The sequence below is a fragment of the Haemophilus parainfluenzae T3T1 genome, from assembly GCF_000210895.1.
GTDB classification, from domain to species: domain Bacteria; phylum Pseudomonadota; class Gammaproteobacteria; order Enterobacterales; family Pasteurellaceae; genus Haemophilus_D; species Haemophilus_D parainfluenzae_A.
The window spans coordinates 1507742-1528361 of record NC_015964.1; the positions used below are offsets into that span (position 1 = coordinate 1507742).

General features: G+C 38.5%; 16 protein-coding genes and 1 tRNA gene. 6 read left to right on the plus strand and 11 right to left on the minus strand.

The window, feature by feature from the left end; genetic code table 11:
• Positions 1 to 19: 19 nt before the first annotated feature.
• Positions 20 to 565, minus strand: a complete 546-nt coding sequence (locus PARA_RS07600) for a hypothetical protein (RefSeq protein ID WP_014065252.1) — start codon at positions 563 to 565, stop codon at positions 20 to 22.
• 54 nt (positions 566 to 619) lie between these two features.
• Positions 620 to 2290 (minus strand): energy-dependent translational throttle protein EttA, encoded by a 1671-nt coding sequence (ettA, locus tag PARA_RS07605; RefSeq protein ID WP_041918263.1) that lies wholly within the window; start codon positions 2288 to 2290, stop codon positions 620 to 622.
• A 347-nt stretch (positions 2291 to 2637) separates the two neighbouring features.
• Between ettA and zevA the strand changes: the two genes are divergently transcribed.
• Positions 2638 to 3270 carry a zinc transporter binding subunit ZevA gene (gene zevA / locus PARA_RS07610; protein WP_014065254.1) on the plus strand — a complete coding sequence of 211 codons (633 nt, stop codon included), beginning with the start codon at positions 2638 to 2640 and terminating at the stop codon, positions 3268 to 3270.
• A 3-nt stretch (positions 3271 to 3273) separates the two neighbouring features.
• On the plus strand, positions 3274 to 4251 hold the full coding sequence (zevB, locus tag PARA_RS07615; RefSeq protein WP_014065255.1) for a zinc transporter permease subunit ZevB: 978 nt from the start codon (positions 3274 to 3276) through the stop codon (positions 4249 to 4251).
• A 41-nt stretch (positions 4252 to 4292) separates the two neighbouring features.
• Here the strand turns inward: zevB and PARA_RS07620 are convergent, their stop codons facing one another.
• From PARA_RS07620 to PARA_RS07650, 7 genes are all read right to left on the minus strand, one after another.
• A complete protein-coding gene (locus tag PARA_RS07620; protein ID WP_014065256.1) occupies positions 4293 to 4955 on the minus strand; it encodes an NAD(P)H-dependent oxidoreductase in 663 nt (220 codons plus the stop codon).
• 48 nt (positions 4956 to 5003) lie between these two features.
• Positions 5004 to 5747: a YdcF family protein gene (locus PARA_RS07625; RefSeq protein WP_014065257.1), complete on the minus strand. Its 744-nt coding sequence runs from the start codon at positions 5745 to 5747 to the stop codon at positions 5004 to 5006.
• Complete coding sequence (locus PARA_RS07630) at positions 5747 to 6703, minus strand: polysaccharide pyruvyl transferase family protein (RefSeq protein ID WP_014065258.1); 957 nt, start codon at positions 6701 to 6703, stop codon at positions 5747 to 5749. The genes PARA_RS07625 and PARA_RS07630 overlap by 1 nt, the downstream gene beginning before the upstream one ends.
• Positions 6700 to 8223 (minus strand): lipopolysaccharide biosynthesis protein, encoded by a 1524-nt coding sequence (locus PARA_RS07635; RefSeq protein WP_014065259.1) that lies wholly within the window; start codon positions 8221 to 8223, stop codon positions 6700 to 6702. The genes PARA_RS07630 and PARA_RS07635 overlap by 4 nt, the downstream gene beginning before the upstream one ends.
• A gap of 134 nt (positions 8224 to 8357) precedes the next feature.
• Positions 8358 to 10118, minus strand: a complete 1761-nt coding sequence (locus tag PARA_RS07640) for an ABC transporter ATP-binding protein/permease (protein ID WP_014065260.1) — start codon at positions 10116 to 10118, stop codon at positions 8358 to 8360.
• A gap of 64 nt (positions 10119 to 10182) precedes the next feature.
• Entirely contained in the window at positions 10183 to 12426 is a 2244-nt protein-coding gene (locus tag PARA_RS07645; RefSeq protein WP_041918324.1) for a TonB-dependent siderophore receptor, read from the minus strand.
• 169 nt (positions 12427 to 12595) lie between these two features.
• Positions 12596 to 12672, minus strand: a tRNA-Val gene (locus PARA_RS07650).
• Between the two features lie 228 nt (positions 12673 to 12900).
• On the opposite strand from PARA_RS07650, the gene pyk reads away from it, so the two are divergent.
• The 4 genes from pyk (at position 12901) to pgi (ending at position 18703) form a co-directional block, all read left to right on the plus strand.
• Positions 12901 to 14337: a pyruvate kinase gene (gene pyk, locus PARA_RS07655; protein WP_014065262.1), complete on the plus strand. Its 1437-nt coding sequence runs from the start codon at positions 12901 to 12903 to the stop codon at positions 14335 to 14337.
• A 147-nt stretch (positions 14338 to 14484) separates the two neighbouring features.
• Positions 14485 to 15891 carry a replicative DNA helicase gene (locus PARA_RS07660; RefSeq protein WP_014065263.1) on the plus strand — a complete coding sequence of 469 codons (1407 nt, stop codon included), beginning with the start codon at positions 14485 to 14487 and terminating at the stop codon, positions 15889 to 15891.
• Between the two features lie 23 nt (positions 15892 to 15914).
• The gene (alr, locus tag PARA_RS07665; protein ID WP_014065264.1) at positions 15915 to 16997 is read left to right on the plus strand and encodes an alanine racemase; all 1083 of its coding nucleotides are present in this window, start codon (positions 15915 to 15917) and stop codon (positions 16995 to 16997) included.
• A gap of 56 nt (positions 16998 to 17053) precedes the next feature.
• On the plus strand, positions 17054 to 18703 hold the full coding sequence (pgi, locus tag PARA_RS07670) for a glucose-6-phosphate isomerase (RefSeq protein WP_014065265.1): 1650 nt from the start codon (positions 17054 to 17056) through the stop codon (positions 18701 to 18703).
• Positions 18704 to 18756: 53 nt separating this feature from the next.
• Here the strand turns inward: pgi and PARA_RS07675 are convergent, their stop codons facing one another.
• Both PARA_RS07675 and PARA_RS07680 read right to left on the minus strand, forming a co-directional pair.
• Positions 18757 to 19929, minus strand: a complete 1173-nt coding sequence (locus PARA_RS07675; RefSeq protein WP_014065266.1) for an MFS transporter — start codon at positions 19927 to 19929, stop codon at positions 18757 to 18759.
• 72 nt (positions 19930 to 20001) lie between these two features.
• Positions 20002 to 20619, minus strand: coding sequence for a dual specificity protein phosphatase family protein (locus PARA_RS07680; RefSeq protein WP_014065267.1), 618 nt, complete (start codon positions 20617 to 20619; stop codon positions 20002 to 20004).
• Position 20620: the final 1 nt, after the last annotated feature.

The window sequence follows — 20620 nt, forward strand, 5'->3', positions numbered from 1 at the left end:
GATACCGTATTTTTATATTTTATTTAATTTCATAAAGACTAACACCACATTCTCTATCAGAACTTATTGGCGCAACTTCATAATTTTTACCAGCCTCAGGAATAAAACTAATCATGTTACCTTTACAGCTTTTTCCTTTTATTATAGTTGTAATTTTTTCAGTAGTTGTATAGTGAGTATGCGAATGATCTAATGGAATAATTTCATTTTGAACAGTTACTTCACTATTAGCAGGGATAACAAATTCTTTGAAAAATATACCAGATAAAAATTTTGAATGAGCAGAAGGATCTTTGCTTAATTCTGTTGCTGGCATACCTATACTTTCGTTGCTTTTTGCTCCAACCATTGAACTAAATGCTTGTCCTAATCCGCCACCAATAGTAACTTTTTCCTTTTTACCATCAATATTTACAGTTAAATAAGAAGGTCTACCATTTTGCCCGTATAATCGAATACGAGCATCTTTTGAGGCGTCATAAGGCTGATTTTGATTTGATAATTCGGTCGAAACACAAGCAGTTAAGCTAAGAATAGAGGCAGAAATCAAAAATAATTTTTTCATATATTTTCCTTGAGGATATTTAAATGCGGTCAAAAGTGACCGCACTTTAATTTCTTATTTTGCAATACGCTTATATTTAATACGATGTGGTTGTGCTGCGGCTTCACCTAAGGTTTTCTTTTTCCACTCTTCGTAGTCTGAGAAGTTACCTTCGTAGAACGTCACTTTACCTTCATCACCGTAATCTAAAATATGAGTTGCAATACGGTCTAAGAACCAACGGTCATGGGATATCACCATTGCACAGCCTGGGAACTCTAAGATCGCATTTTCTAACGCACGTAAAGTTTCAACGTCTAAGTCATTGGTCGGTTCGTCCAATAACAGCACATTACCACCACGTTGTAGAAGTTTAGCCAAGTGTAAACGACCACGCTCACCACCCGATAATTCGCCAACACGTTTTTGTTGATCTACGCCTTTGAAGTTGAAGCGTCCAACATACGCACGGCTTGGAATTTCAAAGTTGCCAATAGTAAGAATATCTTGTCCGTTAGACACTTCTTCCCACACGGTTTTCTTATCATCCATTGAGTCACGGAACTGATCGACAGAGGCAAGTACAACCGTTTCACCCATCGTAATTGAGCCACTATCTGGTTGTTCTTGACCTGAAAGCATACGGAATAGGGTCGATTTACCCGCACCATTTGGCCCAATAATACCTACGATAGCCCCTTTTGGAATGCTGAATGATAAATCATCAATTAAAGTGCGATCGCCGTAAGATTTAGTGAGATGTTCTACCTCAATCACTTTATCACCTAAACGTGGACCAGGTGGAATAAAGAGTTCGTTAGTCTCGTTACGTTTTTGGTATTCGCCAGAGTTCAACTCATCAAAGCGCGCCATACGAGCTTTGCTTTTCGCTTGACGGCCTTTCGGATTTTGGCGAACCCATTCTAATTCTTTCGCAATTGATTTTTGACGCGCGTTTTCAGTGGCTTGTTCTTGCTCTAAACGTTTCTCTTTTTGCTCTAACCAAGAAGAGTAGTTACCTTCCCAAGGAATACCTTCACCACGGTCAAGCTCTAAGATCCAACCTGCTACGTTATCTAAGAAGTAACGGTCGTGGGTAATCGCCACAACAGTACCTTCGTAGTCATGTAAGAAGCGTTCTAACCATGCTACCGATTCTGCATCTAAGTGGTTGGTTGGCTCGTCTAATAAGAGCATGTCTGGTTTTTCGAGTAATAAACGACAAAGCGCGACACGACGACGCTCACCACCAGATAAATGCTCAATTTTGGCATCCCAATCCGGTAAACGTAATGCATCTGCAGCACGCTCTAATTGGTTATCTAAATTATGGCCATCGTGTGCTTGAATAATGGCTTCAAGGTTTGCTTGTTCTGCCGCGAGTTTATCGAAATCCGCATCAGGATCAGCATAAAGCGCATAGACTTCATCTAAACGGGTTAGTGCATTTTTCACTTCAGAAACGGCTTCTTCTACTGCTTCACGTACAGTTTGTTGCGGATCAAGTTTTGGTTCTTGTGGAAGATAACCAATCTTAATACCAGGTTGTGGACGAGCTTCACCTTCGAACTCTTTATCCACGCCCGCCATAATGCGTAAAAGGGTTGATTTACCCGCACCATTTAAGCCGAGTACCCCGATTTTTGCACCAGGGAAAAAGCTTAAAGAAATATCTTTCAAAATATGACGCTTCGGTGGCACCACTTTGCCGACACGGTGCATCGTATATACAAATTGCGTTGACATAGTTTTCTCGATGTTATGAATAAAAGTGCGGTTATTTTACTTGATGTTTAGGGAATAAGCTATTTGAAAGGCAAAAAAAACCACCCATATAGGGTGGTAGGAAAGTAGTTTAGCTATATTTATGATTATTTTATTTAGGAACTTTATGAATATCAAGCAATCACTTGACGAGACAAATAGTACATAAATTTCAGTTATAATGGAAATGCGAATGAATAATTTGTTGATACAAATCAAGAAAATCACAGGATTTTTTACGTTTAGATTGATTTTTATTCGATTTTGATTAGGAACTGCTTGTGATAAAATCTGTCTATTCAATTATTTAGCCCACTTTATTCTTATTTATGTTTAAAAAATTACTCCTAGGATTATCGCTAATTTCTCCTTTTTCGGTTCTCGCACATCCTCATGCCTTTATTGATATGCAAACCAAACCATTAGTGAAAGATAATCAATTAATTGGTTTTTCGACTCAATGGTTACTAGATGAAGCCAGCTCTTCAGCCGTATTGTATGACATGATGCAGACGAAAGGGGATAAAGCTGCTCAACAGAAATTAGTTGATGAGGTAATGGCAAACGTTGTGAATGAACATTACTTTAGTTATGTCTTTGATAAAGAAAATCACAAGATCAAATATAAAAAACAGCCTGAAAATTATGGCATGCGTGTTAAAGGGAATGAGGTGGAATATTATTTTGATTTCCTTTTAGCACAGCCACAGGCTTTGCAAAATAACGAATTTACGCTGATGACTTATGACAGTACCTATTATGTGGCAATGCGTTATGCTGAAATAGGTAAAAGAGCGGTTGATTTTTCAGCACTTCCTGCAAACTGCAAAGGGGAGGTGCTCGAACCTAATGTCGATGAAAAAATTAAATCCTACGCTTCATCATTGGATAAATCTCAAAAAAATGAAGATGATTCTCTTGGTGTATTGTTTGCGCAGAAAGTAAAAATTAAATGTGAATAAAAAATGAAGTTAAAATTGACCGCACTTTTTATCGGCTTATTGGTGATTATTTTCGCCTTGCTACCTTGGCTTTTTGTACAAGTAGCCGATTGGCAAAAAGCCTTTAATCAGCTGATTTCTGAAAATCTACACCAGATTCAAGCACATTCATCAACTGCAGGATTGTGGTTGATTTTCGCCGCTTTTTCTTATGGTGTATTACATGCATTAGGGCCTGGGCATGGAAAATTTATTATTGCTGGTTATCTTTCTACTCACGAAAGCCAACTTAAAACCAGCGTACGCTTAAGTTTGCTTTCCTCTCTCATGCAAGGTTTTGTCGCAGTCGCAGCAACCTCCATTGTGGTGGTGATACTTAATCTTTCCTCTAAATATTTTAAACTTAGCCAGTTATGGCTGGAACGTAGCGCACTCATTTTATTATTGCTATTAGGACTTTATTGGATTGCTCAAGGTTTGAAAGGCTTAAAGAAAAAACAATCTTTTCGTATTACATCGATCCAATCATTACCAAAACAGATTGGAACAGCTTCTCCATTTCGATATGAACAAGGAAAAGTAAGCCAAACGCAATGTAGTTGTGGGCATCAACATCTACCTAATAATCAACAGCTTAAGCAATCAGGTGATTTAAAATCTCAGTTCTTAGTGATTTTGACTATTGGTATGCGACCATGTAGTGGCGCTATTTTTGTGCTCTTTCTCGCTTATATGCTGGATCTTTATTGGTGGGGAATTGTAGCTACGTTTGCCATGTCTCTCGGCACAGGATTAATGCTTTCACTTTTTGCTGCGTTAGTACGCTATGCGAGAAATGTCGCAACGCGATTAGGCCATTGGTACGGTTTAACTGGTTCTAATCAAAAAGGCGAGGCCATGATCAAATGTATTGCGGGCGCAATTATGATCTTTTTTGCACTAAGCTTGTTATATGGCACGATGGGGGCTGTAACAGGTGGAGCCGCCTTATTTGGTGGCTAAAGAAAAGGGCAGCGTTTGCTGCCCATTTATTTGAAAATAGATTATTCAACCCAAGTGACGATTTCTTCAATTGGTCTACGAGATTTTTTGGTAATGTCTCTCGCGCGATAACCAAATGTTGCTGCCACAGATACGCCCCATTCATTTGGATCAAAGAGACCTTCAGCGGCTAAAACCTCATTCATTTTATCGTAGTTAAAGCCTTCAATAGGACAAGAATCTACGCCGATAGCCGCGGCACCAGTTAGCATATTGGCTAATGCAATGTAGGTTTGTTTGCTTGTCCAGTCAAATAATGCACGCTCGCTTTCTGCGGTTTTCATTTCAACTTCTTGTAAGCCTTTATATTTTTCCAAGGCTTTTTCTAATTGCTCGCCTTGTAAACCTCTACGCACCGCCACATCACGGAAGAAAGGCGTGTCATATCGAGCATTTTTCTTCGCAAGAATGATCACTAAATGACTACAATCATCTAATTGATATTGCATGCCCCAGCTAAAAGGTTTGAGCTTATCGCGTAATGCTTTATTTTGAATCACTAAGAACTTCCATGGCTCGGAACCGACAGAGCTTGGTGATAAACGAGCAAATTCTAAAATTGCCGCGAAATCTTCTTGGCTAATTTTTTTATTCGGATCGTAATAACGAGTGGAACAGCGATTTTCGAATACCTGAAGCATTTGTTCGCGTGTAATTTGACTCATGTTTTCTTCCTCTTAACATTATCTAATTTGTGATCTTTTGACCGCACTTTAGCGTTCTTTCCAATATCCAATCCACTCTTTGAGTAATTGCATATTTTTCGTAATCGCGCCACCTTGTGGAATAAAATGCATCATATTGAGTCCATAACTGTCAGGCGTAATGCCTTCACCTACACTTGCAGGTAACACATCAAAACCTTGTTGTTGGAATAATAATTTTGCACGTTGCATATGCCATTCATTGGTGACTAAAATAATTTTGTGAATACCTTCTTTTTCCAACATTTGTTTGGTGAAAAGCGCATTTTCTTTAGTAGTAAGTGCTTTAGGTTCAATCCATTTAGTTGGCACATTAAAGAAGTTTTGGAGTTCTTCGGCGGCGATTTTGGCCTCAATAGCGCCTGTTGGACTCGCCCCTGTAATTAATAGTGGCAAGTGTGTTTCTTTTTGTAAGAAAGCGGCATAACGTAAGCGTTCAAGTTGAATAGCAGTTGAAGCTAATGGCGCATAAAGTTCTTTGCTATCACGCAAGCCACCACCCAGTAAAACGATCGCTTGAGCTTGTTGGTAATCTTGCAGTGTTAAATGATCTTCAGTAATGAGACTATCTTTAAGTACTTGTGCAGTGTAAGGAATGCTTAAAAGATAGAGTAGTGAGAAACCAAGTGCGGTCGAAATTCGGCTTAATTTTTTGAAATTGAATTTAGCTAGAATAAGAGACAGCCCCCACAAAATTAAAATATTAAATGGGGGAAGAATCATAGCGGTAATGAGTTTTTTTAATTCAAACATTATTTATCCAATTCAACAAAATCTAGCTCTTTGGTCCATAATTTGGCATAGCTACTATTTTTGCCATAAGAGTTATCGCAAACACGATTTGGAATTTCTAACAAGCAAGAGAAAATATGACCATGTAAGCGAGTTGTGGTGACTTTATCATTCGCTAAGAATACTTGTGCAACACGTTTTACAATACGTTGAGTATAGGCATACCAGAATTGATGGCAAAGATCTTTCAGCCAACCCAGACCAAATTTATTGGCCATTTTACTCATTCGCCAGCTTAATGCTAAAACTACATCATCTTCTGTTGAAAGGATATCTTCCCAGTCTTTTACATTACTGTTGGCAGGTAATTGCGCGAGGATATTTTTCTCGATATCACTCGCTTCAATATCTTTACGTAGGAAGTAAAGCTGCTCACCCGTTGTGCCTTGTTTCGTTTCCATGGTGCCATAAAGCTGATGAGCCATGTCCGGTGACAAATAAACATGATTTGAAAATTGTGCAAATAGGTTCGCCGTTCTTTCGTCACGCGCCAATAAATGGCAATCACTGTGGCTACGGAAAAGTGCGGCTGATTTTTGCAGATTTTCTTCGTGTTTAAAATAAGCAGTTTGTGGCAACACAATAATGCGATTATTCGGGAAATTCGTCACCATTTCTTCACGGATCTTTTGGTGCTGCGGATAAAGATCACCAAAGTTGCCGCCACCATGTAAAAGGATGGTGGTGTTTGGTGTGATTTTCGCTTTGACTTCTTCAAGATCTAAATCATATTCGCAACGTTTTAAGGTCACGTTAATGTGGTGATCTTTGAAAAATTGTTCTGTGCCGTGATAAATCAATAAATCGCCCACATTCAAATGAAGTGGGTAGTCGAAATAAAATACGTCGTTTTTATCTTTGATCAGTTCAACAATAGGATTCAGTTTGTTTTTTAAATCAATAAGAAGTTGATTCATTTTCTTACTCTTTTCTTTAAATAGCTAAACAAGAAATTTTTTTCTGCGGTGTTTAATCCAAAGATTAAAATGACACAGATTAATACCATTTCTAAGATGATGGATTGCCCAATAAATTCCAATAAAGAATAACTGCGGGTGGTATCTGATATATAGATGATACCTAATAGTAGACCAAACACCACGCCAACATTCACTAAATATGAGACAAATTCTTTTTGGTTAAATTTAATTTTTTTATTAATAAAATATAATCGATAGATTTGTGAGATGACCATCGTACTAAATTTACCCACAAAGGCAAATACTGGATTATAACCTAGTGTGAACAAATAATAAGCTAATGGCACCGTACAAAGATCGATTAACGCTACGATGATATTGTATTGTTTTACGGTAGATGTGCCAATGGCTAATGCACTCATCCAAAATGCTCCTGCCATCGCACTGATCAATAAGCAAGCAATAATAGCTTGTACAAGTTGTTCAGTATATTGCGGAAGATGATCGCCTAGCCAGAATGTCAGTAAGGTATGGGTGAAATATAATACAGGCGCAGAGAGAATTGCCATTAAATAAAGTGAATATTTTGAAATACCAAGAATTAATTGGCGATTGCGATCATAATCTTTTGCTGCATAAGACTGAACCAACTGCGGATTAGCCGCCATTTGGAAATTATTCACAAAGCTATAAACCGCACCTTCTACTTGTGTCGCAATGGCAACAGCAGCATTGACCGCTACGCCAAAGAATAAGTTAGACACCATATTTAAGCCTTGTGTTGACCCCACATAAGCAACTTGCCCCATAAGCATCCAACCTGAAAAACTCACCATTTCTTTGGTTTTGCTTAAATCTTTATATAAACGGAAACGTGCGGCCTCTTTGAAGTAATATTTAGTGAATAGCACATAAAGAGAGAGCACAATTAAACTGACTGAAAGCAATAAGCAGCCATAAGTAATCAACTTATCGTAATGTGTGATGTGGCTTAAGATAAAGACAGAGGTCAGTTTTAAAATGGTTTCACCTAATCCCAACCACGCATAGAATCCCATTTTCTCGTGTGCAACAATCATGGCATTGAATGGCACTTTGATAATTTCAATGAGGGCAATAATTAATGCTAATTGGTAAACGATGTTCGCAGCTTGCAAGCGTTCAGCGGGAATCACTAATTTGTGATTTAAAAACCATAAACCAACAGTTTCAGCTAACACGAATACGATAAAAATAATGAGTAGGTGATTTAAGATGCTAATATTAAAGACTTTATTGACACGTTGAATGTCATTCGAGGCTTTTTCTACGTTAATAAAACGCTGAGTGGTGGCGGTCATTGTGCCATTAAAAAAGGAAAATAAGACCACAACGCCCATCACAATGTTGTAGATACCAAAATCTTCTACTCCCAAAACCTGTAATACCACACGAGAGATATACAGCATGGCCCCCATGTTGAAGAGCATTCGGATATAAAGAAATAGCGTATTTTTAGCAATGGTTTTATTTGACATTGTGAAAATGAAATTAGAAAAATTGGGGGAATTATAGGGGGGATTGGGGTGTGTAGCAAGCATTGTGCAAGTTCTAGGTAGCAGTATAGGCCTTATAAAAAGAAAAGGCTAAATATAATTTAGCCTTTTGCGATTTAGACGATGCAGACAGCCAAATCCAATTGCTTGTTATGGAACTGATGCAATGTGCCACGATGGCCCACGCTCAGAATGATCATATTGGGTAACTGCTCTTTAATTGTTTTATAAAGGAGATACTCGGTTGGCTCATCAAGTGCTGATGTGGTTTCATCCAAAAAGACCACTTCAGGCTTCGTCAGTAAAATACGAATAAATGCCACACGCTGTAATTCACCCGGTGACAAAATTGCTTGCCAATCGTTATCTACATCAAGGCTATGAAGATATTTATCTAAACAGCAATCAGTCAGTGTTTTTTCCAATTCAGGATGATAAGGATCAATATCTGGATAGCAAATCGCTTCACGTAACGTGCCTTGTGGCATATAAGGACGCTGCGGTAAGAATAAACTGGTCACACAAGGATGTTCCACCAGACCAACTGTTTCAAAAGGATAAATCCCCGCCATCGCTTTTAATAGCGATGTTTTCCCTGTGCCAGATGGACCTTGAATTAATAAAGCATCACCATTTTTTAGTTCAATATTTAAGTTATTAAGCAACAATCTGCCTTGCTCGTCTTTAATACCAAAGTTTGACAATGCAACACGGTTAGAACATTTCATGGGTTGATGAACCTCTGAATGATCTAATTCATCCAACTTCGTCATAAAACCATAAAGACGATTTAAGCGCGCTTGATAGAGCGTAAACTCTTCATAGAACAAACGGAAGAAGGAAAGTGCGGTCATTAATCGGTTAAATGCTTGCACAGTTTGGTGCATATCACCCAGTTTGATTTGTCCAGTGAAAAAACGAGGCGCTTGCAGCATTAACGGTAAAAGTTTTGCAACACGCGTGACACTTCCATTAAAGCCATCTAATCCCAACATTCTCAACACAATTGCCCAACGGTTATGAATGATTTCGGCAAATTTGTTTTTCAGTAAATGCTGTTCTTGCTGTTCACCTTGATAGAACGCGATACTTTCCGCATTATCTCGCACTCGAATTAAAGAATAACGGTAGTCACCATTGAGTTTTTCTTTATTGAAGTTCAGTTTGATCAACGGATGACCAATCCAAACAGACATCAGTGTTGCGAGGATAATAAAAGCATAAATAAAGAAAACGACGCCTTTTTCGATATTCAAGCCAAAAAGACTTAATATTCCAGAAAGTGACCAAAGAATGATAGTGAATTCAATGGTAGTCAGAATAGAATTAATCATACCGCGCACAATTTTCACAGTACTACTGATAAATTCACGGGCATCTTGTTCAATACGTTGATCAATATTATCGGGCAGATCTTTTTCGTATTTGAGGCGATAGTATTTTTTATTTTCTAACCATCGTTTAACAAGGACTTTATTCAAGCTTTCCAACCAACGGATTTCAAATACTTGTTGCAAGAAATAATCGGCGATGGAGTGGATAACTTGTACCAATACTAAGAGTGCATTGAGTTTTGCAAAGAACCAAAACTTATCCGCATCTAATTCCTGCATCGAGCTATAAAGCCCGTTATAGAAAAAAGAGTTGAGTACGCTAAAGCGCACTTCTAACAAAATCATGGTAAACAACACCAGTAGCATAATGATGATTTTGATGCTATTACGGCGATTAATCGAAGGGGATGCGATATGCCAAAACTTCTGACCGAATGTGGTTTGTTTGAGTGCAAGTGTCGTCACGCTAAAGCATACAATCACCCAGAAAAGTGCGGTCAAAATCCAGCTTAAACTTGAGTTAAGTTCAGTTTGCCAATTCATTGATTATCCATAAAGTAAAAAACGAAAAAGGGCGAAATGATTCGCCCTCGTATTGTGCGCTCAATTAAAACTCAACTTTCGTGTTGAAGATAAATTCACGTCCATAACCTAATGCAACAGGGATTAACGTGTTTGTTGCGTTACCAGAGGTGGATGGATAGTAAGTTTTATCTGCTAAGTTTTTACCGTTAAGTTGGAAAGAGACTTTCTTGCCAGAGATTTTGGTATCGTAAGCAATAAAGGCATCATATACCACGGCATGAGGTAATTTGTATGCTTTTGTGTAATCACTGTTATAAGCATGCCAAGAACCTAAATAACGAGCACCACCACCAACACGGATGTTACCAAAATCAAATTCACCTACGTTATAAGCTAAGAATAGAGAAGCTTGATGTTTTGGTACACCAGAAAGTTGTTGATTTACTGCATCAGGATAAAGTTCATTTTCAAGTGATTTTACCTTGGTGTAGGTATAGTTAGCCGCTACGCTTAGACTATCCGTAATTTGACCATTAAGATCAAATTCCACACCACGAGAACGTTGTTTGCCGACGATATTCAATTGCGCATTTGAACCCGAACCAACGGCTTCAGCCACATTACGTTTGCTGATATTGAATAATGCAAGTGTCGCATTGAAGCCAGAGTTTTCGTATTTTGCACCAATTTCAAAAGATTTACCTTGTTCTGGTTTTAAATCGCCGCTAACAGGTGTTGCAACACTCATTTGTGGACGGAAAGACTCAGCGTAGTTAGCAAATGTCGCAATATGTGGCGTAAATTTATATACGGCACCTAATTGATACAATAATTTACCATCGTGCTGATCAGTATTTCCTGTTCTTGTTATATTTTGGCCTTTTTTACAGTTTGCAGCATTTAAACAATGACGTCCCGCAAATTGATCAAAGTACTCATAACGTAAACCACCTGTCATGATAAAGTTATCTGTAAAGTAAGCGGTATCTTGAATATAAACACCAACGGTTTTGAGATGGTTATATTGGTAAGCGTTGCCGTTACCGTTTTTATGTTCAGCAACCGGATTGGTATAATTTGGATGATCGATATTGATATCAGAACTCATGATACCTTGGTTATAAATAGGTCCAATATCGCGGATATTACGCATAACATCCACACCGGCTACAAAACGGTTAGCAATATCACCAATACCAAATTCACCGACGATATTTAATGTGCCACTATGAACACGTTGATCGCCTTGTTGTTGCTCAATAGCTCGGCGTACATGACGAGCGCTTAATTCTGGAGAGGTAATCTCGCCCTTTTTATTTTTAATAGCAGGGATCGCAACATCTTTAACATTGATATTTGTAATACGTGCTTGGTTATAGAAATATTTATAACGAGCATAGCTGTAACCCGCATTTAATTTCCAACCGTCACTTAATTTGTGTTCAATTTTGAAATCGATATTATCGGTTTTTGCGGTTGTTTCATTATTCGGCTCATCTAAACGACGCGATACAGGAATGTCCGGTAAGGCATTCGTCGCCGTTAAAAGATTTGTACCACGATCAAATGGCTCAAGAATATCTTTGTGTTCATAAGAAAGAAGTACTTTAGTTTTATCATTTTCCCAAGAAAGAGATGGTGCGTAAGTCGTGTTTTTCACTTTGCCAAAATTACGCCAGTAGTCTTTTTCTTGTTTGTCATAGATAAAGCGGTAAGCAAAACCATTTCCTAAACCACCAGTAAAATCTAATTGTGTTCCCCACAGGCTATGATTACCTAAGGTTCCACCAACGACATAACGTGGCGTTTGTTGCGGTTTTTTAGTAATGATATTAACCACACCACCTGGATCTTGAATACCATAAAGTACAGATGCAGGTCCTTTTAAAACTTCAACGGTTTCAGTTGTTGCGCTAAAGTTTTTAGCTGGGCCAGCTTGTAAACCGTTACGCATAATTGAGTTGTCACGGTTTCCACCAAAACCACGTTTTTGAATAGAGTCAAACATACCACCTAATGTATTCGCTTGACTCACACCGCTGACGTTATAAAGTGCATCAATGAGTGATTCAGGTTTACGATCTTCTAGTAGTTTGGTCGAAAGAATATTTACTGTATTTGGCGTGTCAAATACTGGCACTTCAGCTTTTGATACGACAGATGTCCCTGTCGTTTGATAACCATTTTGCTTAATCCCCGTATCTTGAACGTTAATTTGCTCAAGCGTCTCGGTGTTTGTATCTACGGCTTGCTCAGTTTCTGCAAACGTAGAAATGGAAAAACTGGTTAAAAGTGCGGTTGAAATAAGGCTTAATTTAAAATTCATAGTCGCTTCCCAATAGATAATAAAGGAGCTGCAAGTATAGCGAAAACGTTTACGTCGATCAATGCAAATTATTTTCATTTGCTTATGCGGTTTATTCAGAAAAGATTTATTCAAATTAAGCAGGGGATAAAAAGAAAAATCCCAAGCTAAAAAGCTTGGGATTGCAAGATGGTGCGACTAGCTGGACTCGAACCAGTGACCCCCACCATGTCAAGGTGGTGCTCTAACCAACTGAGCTATAGTCGCGTAAAAGATGTGGCAGATGATAAACAGTTTTAAGGATGAAAACAAGAGGATTTGTTTTAAGTTAAATTTAGCTGCTAAAAAAATAACCAAAATCTGATTTAAAAAGTCTCAGTAGTTATTTTGATTTTGTACAGGTTTAAGCGTATAATGCGCAACGTTTTTTATCTCGGATGAGCCGAAATTTAAAAAAGTTTTAAGTAAATTGTAACCATTTGTGGAGTTTAGATAATGTCTAGAAAATTAAGAAGAACGAAGATTGTATGTACAATGGGTCCAGCAACAGACCGCGATAACAATCTTGAAAAAATTATCGCAGCAGGCGCTAATGTTGTACGTATGAACTTTTCTCACGGTACACCAGATGATCATATTGAGCGTGCTGAGCGTGTTCGTGCGATCGCGAAAAAATTAGGTAAAACCGTAGCAATTTTAGGTGACTTACAAGGTCCTAAAATTCGTGTTTCTACTTTTAAAGATGGCAAAATTTTCTTAAATGTTGGTGATAAATTTATTCTTGATGCGGAATTACCAAAAGGTGAGGGTAATCAAGAAGCCGTTGGTTTAGACTATAAAACTCTTCCACAAGACGTTGTTCCTGGCGATATTCTTTTATTAGATGATGGCCGTGTTCAATTAAAAGTCCTTTCTACTGACGGTGCAAAAGTATTTACTGAAGTGACAGTTGGTGGTCCATTATCAAACAATAAAGGGATCAACAAATTAGGTGGTGGTTTATCTGCAGACGCATTAACTGAAAAAGATAAAGCCGATATCATCACAGCTGCACGTATCGGTGTAGATTACTTAGCTGTATCTTTCCCTCGTTCAAGTGCAGATTTAAACTATGCGCGTGAATTAGCAAAACAAGCAGGTTTAGACGCGAAAATCGTTGCTAAAGTTGAACGTGCTGAAACTGTTGTTGATGAAGCAGCAATGGATGATATCATCTTAGCTTCTGATGTCATCATGGTTGCACGTGGCGACTTAGGTGTTGAGATTGGTGACCCAGAATTAGTTGGTGTACAGAAAAAATTAATTCGTCGTTCACGTCAATTAAACCGTGCGGTTATTACTGCAACTCAAATGATGGAGTCAATGATCAGCAACCCAATGCCTACTCGTGCAGAAGTGATGGACGTGGCAAATGCGGTATTGGATGGTACTGACGCGGTAATGCTTTCGGCAGAAACTGCTGCAGGGCAATATCCAGCTGAGACTGTGGCGACAATGGCTCGCGTATGTTTAGGTGCAGAAAAGATGCCAAGCATCAATATTTCTAAACACCGTTTAGATCGTGAGTTTAGAGATATTGAAGAATCTGTAGCGATGTCTGCCATGTATGCAGCAAACCACTTAAGCGGTATTGCAGCAATCATTACCTTAAGCCACTCTGGTCGTACACCACTATTAATGTCACGTATCAGCTCAGGTTTACCAATCTTTGCACTTTCTCGTGTTCAAGAAACATTAAACCGTTGCGCATTATACCGTGGTGTGACACCCGTTCATTTTGATGGTGAATCTCGTAGCTCTGCAGGTGCTAAAGCAGCGATTAACCTATTAAAAGAAAAAGGTTATTTGGTTTCTGGTGATATTGTATTATTAACTCAAGGTGATGAATCAGCAGGCTCAACTAATGTTTGCCGTACCTTAATCGTTGAGTAATCAATATTTCTTATAAAAAGAGCGGTGGATTTTTCCACCGTTTTTTTATGTCTAAAATATTGAAAATATTGACCGCACTTTTTTCTTAAAACCACCTCGTATTTGCGGTATCATAAGCACAGTTTTTTAGTTTAAATTGAAATCCTTATGGCCTCACAACGACAAATCCAATCTCCTGATCAGAAAACTGAACAAGTTAGCATCCCGCCTCATTCCACTGAAGCTGAACAAGCCGTACTCGGCGGCATTATGTTGAGTAATCAACATTGGGATGGTATTGCAGAAAGAGTCATTGCTGAGGATTTTTATACTTTTGCGCATAAAGCAATCTTCCAAACCATGGAAGAATTAATGCGTAATCAAACCCCGATTGATTTAATCACCCTTGATCAAGCCCTTAAAGCGAAAGGTATTAGTGATTCTGTAGGCGGTTTTGCTTATTTAGCGGATCTTTCTAATAACACCCCAAATGCCATTAATATTTTGGCTTATGCCGAAATCGTGCGTGAAAAAGCGATTTTGCGTGAGCTTATTGCAGTAGGGAATCGTATCGCAGAAAACAGCTATTCTCCGAAAGGCAAAGACATCAAAATGGTGTTAGATGAAGCTGAAAGAGAAGTGTTTGCTATTGCTGAAAAACGCAGTTCTTCAACTGAAGGGCCACAAAATGTGATCAGCGTGTTGGAAAGTACTATTGCTCGAATTGATACCTTAAGTAAGCTTGAAAATCATAGCGGTGTGACAGGGGTCACAACGGGCTTTGTTGACTTAGATAAGAAAACAGCAGGTTTACAGCCTTCAGACCTCATCATTGTCGCTGCACGTCCTTCTATGGGTAAAACCACGTTTGCGATGAACCTTTGTGAAAATGCCGCCATGGCAAGTGATAAGCCTGTGTTGGTATTCAGTTTAGAGATGCCTGCGGAACAAATCATGATGCGTATGATTGCCTCTCTTGCTCGCGTGGACCAAACCAAAATTCGTACTGGTCAAAATTTGGATGAAACGGAATGGAGCAAAATTGCCAGCGTGTTTGGGATGTTTAAGCAAAAAAACAATCTTTATATTGATGACTCATCTGGTTTAACCCCAACAGAATTACGTTCTCGCGCGCGTCGCGTGTATCGCGAAAATGGGGGCTTGAGTATGATTATGGTGGATTACCTTCAATTAATGCGCGTGCCTGGATTTTCAGATAACCGTACCTTAGAAATCGCTGAGATTTCCCGTTCTTTAAAAGCATTAGCGAAAGAATTAGAAGTTCCTGTCATTGCACTTTCCCAGCTTAACCGTACTTTGGAACAACGTGCAGATAAACGTCCGGTAAACTCAGACTTACGTGAATCAGGCTCTATTGAGCAGGATGCTGACTTGATTATGTTCATTTATCGTGACGAAGTGTATAACGATAATTCCGAAGATAAAGGGGTTGCTGAAATCATTATTGGTAAACAACGTAACGGTCCGATTGGTCGTGTACGTTTAGCATTTAACGGTCAATTCTCACGCTTTGATAACCTTGCCGAACAGCGTGAATACAGAGATGATTATTAGGCAAGAGATAACGGACTAGAAAAATGAACGTAAAACCGGCAACAGCGAAAATCAGTTCGCTTGCCTTAAAACATAATTTACAAGTTATTAAAGAAAAAGCACCACATAGCAAAATTATTGCCGTGGTAAAAGCAAACGCATATGGTCATGGCGTGGTATTTGTCTCATCCGCTTTAGAAAGCATGGTCGATTGCTTTGCCGTAGCACGTTTAGAAGAAGCGTTATCTTTACGCTCTAACGGTATTATTAAACCGATCTTATTGCTAGAAGGCTTTTTTGATGAAAAAGATCTGCCTATTATTGCAGTAAATAACATTGAAACGGTGGTTCATAACCGTGAACAGCTTGAAGCATTAAAACGAGCTGTAGTACCAAGTCCAATCAAAGTTTGGTTAAAGATTGATACTGGTATGCACCGTTTAGGTGTGTCGCTTGATGAAGTGGATTATTTTTATCAAGAGCTGAAAAAACTGCCTCAAATTCAACCGCACTTAGGTTTTGTGAGTCATTTTAGCCGTGCTGATGAGTTAGATTCAGATTACACTCAAGTTCAGTTAGATCGTTTTCTTCAAGCTACAAAAAATAAAGAGGGAGAGCGAACCATTGCCGCATCAGGTGGGATTCTATTTTGGCCTGAAGCCCATTTAGATTGTATTCGCCCAGGGATTATTATGTACGGTATTTCACCAACGGATACTGTCGGTGCTGAATTTGGTTTAACTCCCGTGATGAATTTAACGTCATCTTTGCTTGCTGTACGTGAACATAAAAAAGGTGAACCTGTTGGCTATGGCGGTATTTGGACCAGTCCGAAAGATACTAAAATTGGTGTCGTCGCTATTGGTTACGGTGATGGATATCCGCGTGATGTGCCAGAAGGTACGCCAGTTTATTTAAATGGTCGTATTGTTCCTATTGTCGGTCGCGTCTCAATGGATATGCTAACGGTAGACTTAGGCGAAGATAGCCAAGATAAAGTAGGTGATGAAGTGATTTTATGGGGTAAGGAATTACCAATTGAAACGGTAGCTAAATACAGTGGTATTTTAAGCTATGAATTGATTACAAAATTAACCCCGCGTGTTATAACAGAATATGTCGATTAATTGTTTTTGCAAGAAAGCAAAAATGTAAAGAATTCAATTTTAAAAAGGAAATATTCATGAAAAACATCAATCCAACCAATACACAAGCGTGGAAAGCGCTTGAAGCTCACCAATCTCAACTGGCTCATACCACGATTGCTGATTTGTTTAAGCAAGAAGAAAATCGTTTTAATGACTATTCTTTAACTTTTGAAAATCAAATCTTAGTAGATTTTTCAAAAAATAAAATTAATCAAGAAACCCTCAAATTACTTCGTCAATTAGCCAAAGAGTCTGCATTAGATGAAGCGATTAATGCCATGTTTACAGGCGAAAAGATTAATCGTACAGAAAATAGAGCTGTATTACATACCGCACTTCGTAACCGTTCAAATACACCTGTCTATGTAGATGGCAAAGATGTGATGCCAGAAGTGAATGCCGTATTAGCGAAAATGAGTGCGTTCTGTGAGCGTGTGATTTCAGGTGAATGGAAAGGTTATACGGGAAAAGCGATTACTGATGTGGTGAATATTGGTATCGGTGGTTCGGACTTAGGTCCTTACATGGTGACTGAAGCGCTTCGTCCTTATAAAAATCACTTAAATATGCACTTCGTTTCAAACGTAGATGGCACACATATTGCTGAAACATTGAAAAAAGTGAATCCTGAAACGACACTTTTCTTAGTGGCTTCTAAAACCTTTACCACCCAAGAAACTATGACCAATGCGAACTCTGCACGTGATTGGCTATTAGCTGCAGCGAAAGATAACAGCGCGGTGGCAAAACACTTCGCCGCACTTTCTACCAATGGTAAAGCGGTAGCAGAATTTGGTATTGATACCAATAATATGTTTGAGTTCTGGGACTGGGTTGGTGGCCGTTATTCTTTATGGTCTGCAATCGGTCTTTCTATCGCACTTTCAATCGGCTTTGATAATTTTGAAGCGTTATTAAGTGGTGCGCATGAAATGGATAAACATTTCCGTACCGCGCCATTAGAAAAAAATATCCCTGTAACATTAGCATTAGTCGGTTTATGGAATACCAACTTCCTTGGTGCACAAACTGAGGCAATTTTACCTTATGACCAATATTTACATCGTTTTGCGGCTTATTTCCAACAAGGCAATATGGAGTCAAACGGTAAATATGTCGATCGTAATGGCAATGTTATCCGTGATTATCAAACCGGCCTAATTATTTGGGGGGAACCAGGTACAAATGGTCAACATGCATTCTACCAATTGATTCACCAAGGTACGATGTTAATCCCTTGTGACTTTATCGCACCTGCGCAAAGCCATAATCCATTAGGTGATCACCACAGCAAATTGTTATCAAACTTCTTTGCACAAACTGAAGCACTTGCTTTCGGTAAAACCAAAGAAGAAGTAGAAGCCGAGTTTGTGAAAGCCGGTAAATCGTTGGATGAGGTAAAAGACATTGTGCCATTTAAAGTCTTTACCGGTAATAAACCGACCAACTCTATTTTAGTGCAAAAAATTACACCATTTGTTCTTGGCGCGTTAATTGCGATGTACGAACACAAAATTTTTGCACAAGGTGTGATTTTCAATATCTTTAGTTTCGACCAATGGGGCGTGGAATTAGGTAAACAATTAGCGAATCGAATTCTTCCAGAATTGGCAGACAAAGAGAAGGTTTCAAGCCATGATAGTTCAACTAATGGATTGATTAATCAATTCAAAGCATGGCGCTAAAATAATATAAAGTAAAAAGTGCGGTCAAAATTGACCGCACTTTTTTATTTTCATTAAACTGATTTGACTTTCCACATACAAGCTACGCTGATAAAAATTAGTGCCACAGCGACATAAAAAACAGAGTTGTAATGCCAAATTTCTGCAATAATACCCGCAATAGGTCCTCCGATAATCCAACTGCTTTTTGCTGCATTACTAAATAGCGTAGTGGCTGTGCCCATTTTAGTCGGCATTAAGTCTTGGAAATACACCATCCCAATGGTAGCGGTGATACCGATAAAAATCGCATTAAGCATTTGTAATCCGATAAGCTGCCAAGTTTGCTCCGCGAATAATAAACTTGAATAGAAGGCGAGACCTGAAACTAAAGCAATCATCATCAAGCGCTTTTTACTAAAATATTTGGTGAGATAGCCCGCAAAAATCATCACAGGGATTTCCAATCCCGCAGCCGTCCCCATTAATGTTCCCGCCAGTTCTTTGTTTAAATGTAATTCATTAATCACAAATAATGGCATATTAATGAGATACATGCTGTTACAGGTCCAAAGCAATAGGTTAGCGATGAACAAGTAAATCACACTTTTTCTTGGTGGCGTATTGTCTAAAATCTCTTGATTTTTAACCTTACTTTGACGAGGAATTTTCGGCAATAATTTGCTGACGCCTGCACAAAGTAAGAAGGCAGAACCCGCCACCAAATACATGTAATCAAAGCCCCAGTTTAACGCAATGAAAAAAGAAAGCGGTGGCCCAACAATCCAAGCCAATGAGATTTGAGTTCGCATAATCGTGGTGAACATCACTGCTTCACGATGGCTGCTTTCAGCATATTCTCGTGCTAAAGCAAAAGATTGCGGATTAGCGGATGAACCTAACCCTAACAGCGTGGTACCGATAATAATCAGCACATAATAATTCTGGCTATAAGCAAAAATTAGACAGCCAAGCACGGCAATCAAACAACATACAATCATCACTTTTCGACGGTCATCTTGCTTATCAGAATATTTCGCCAGAATTTGGCTCAAGATAATGCCAATAATGGCATTGACTGAATAGAATAGGCCCACAAAAAAAGGTGAAACTTGAATCTCTTGAGAGAGATATAAACTCAAGGTCGGCGTTTGAAAGGCTGAGGCAATTCCTGTTAAAAAGGCAATCAATAGAAAATTGAACGCCACAATATTGGATGGTGTTGCGTTTTGTTGTTGAACAAACATAGTCATTAATTTTAATAAAAGATCGTCGTTGGAAATAAAAGTGCGGTTAATTTTAACCGCACTTTCATGTTTCTATTTTGTTGTGTTAGAACGTTTATCTAATTCAGCTTTGATTTTAGCCATATTTTCTTGCGTGAAGAAATTATCAATATTTTTCCAAACAGAATGATAGCCGTAAGGACCTTGTTGCATTTCACGTTTGGCTTCATTGAGATCCCAATTTTGATAAATCACACGGTAGCTTGCAACAATTAAGCCTGTTCTGTCAGCACCATGATAACAATGCACTAAAACCGCACCGTTTTTTTGATGTTGTTTGATTTGCCACAGAATATCAGCTACTTCATCAGGGCTGATTGACCAAGTAAGTAATGGGGTATTAATCAAATTGATCTTAGTATGACCAAATGCTTGTTTATCATCATTACGGTCAAAAAAGCGTAAATTCACAATCGTGTGAATATTCAATTTATTTAATAACGCTTCAGATTGTGCTTCTAATTGCTCACTACGGTAAAATTTATCATCAATCTGATATAAATTTTCCTGTTCGCTGATTAGCGTTGCCCAATGTTCTGTATTTTTTGGCGGTTCACTAGGCGTCGTCGTACAGGCGACCAATGAAAAAGCCGTTAAAGCAAAAAGGACATTTTTGCTCATCTTGTATAAATTGAAATGAGTTTGTTGCATA

Coding starts and splice junctions, on each gene's coding strand:
- PARA_RS07600 (WP_014065252.1), bottom strand. CDS start 565: ATGAAAAAATTATTTTTGATTTCTGCCTCTATTCTTAGCTTAACTGCT.
- ettA (WP_041918263.1), bottom strand. CDS start 2,290: ATGTCAACGCAATTTGTATATACGATGCACCGTGTCGGCAAAGTGGTG.
- zevA (WP_014065254.1), top strand. CDS start 2,638: ATGTTTAAAAAATTACTCCTAGGATTATCGCTAATTTCTCCTTTTTCG.
- zevB (WP_014065255.1), top strand. CDS start 3,274: ATGAAGTTAAAATTGACCGCACTTTTTATCGGCTTATTGGTGATTATT.
- PARA_RS07620 (WP_014065256.1), bottom strand. CDS start 4,955: ATGAGTCAAATTACACGCGAACAAATGCTTCAGGTATTCGAAAATCGC.
- PARA_RS07625 (WP_014065257.1), bottom strand. CDS start 5,747: ATGTTTGAATTAAAAAAACTCATTACCGCTATGATTCTTCCCCCATTT.
- PARA_RS07630 (WP_014065258.1), bottom strand. CDS start 6,703: ATGAATCAACTTCTTATTGATTTAAAAAACAAACTGAATCCTATTGTT.
- PARA_RS07635 (WP_014065259.1), bottom strand. CDS start 8,223: ATGTCAAATAAAACCATTGCTAAAAATACGCTATTTCTTTATATCCGA.
- PARA_RS07640 (WP_014065260.1), bottom strand. CDS start 10,118: ATGAATTGGCAAACTGAACTTAACTCAAGTTTAAGCTGGATTTTGACC.
- PARA_RS07645 (WP_041918324.1), bottom strand. CDS start 12,426: ATGAATTTTAAATTAAGCCTTATTTCAACCGCACTTTTAACCAGTTTT.
- pyk (WP_014065262.1), top strand. CDS start 12,901: ATGTCTAGAAAATTAAGAAGAACGAAGATTGTATGTACAATGGGTCCA.
- PARA_RS07660 (WP_014065263.1), top strand. CDS start 14,485: ATGGCCTCACAACGACAAATCCAATCTCCTGATCAGAAAACTGAACAA.
- alr (WP_014065264.1), top strand. CDS start 15,915: ATGAACGTAAAACCGGCAACAGCGAAAATCAGTTCGCTTGCCTTAAAA.
- pgi (WP_014065265.1), top strand. CDS start 17,054: ATGAAAAACATCAATCCAACCAATACACAAGCGTGGAAAGCGCTTGAA.
- PARA_RS07675 (WP_014065266.1), bottom strand. CDS start 19,929: ATGTTTGTTCAACAACAAAACGCAACACCATCCAATATTGTGGCGTTC.
- PARA_RS07680 (WP_014065267.1), bottom strand. CDS start 20,619: ATGCAACAAACTCATTTCAATTTATACAAGATGAGCAAAAATGTCCTT.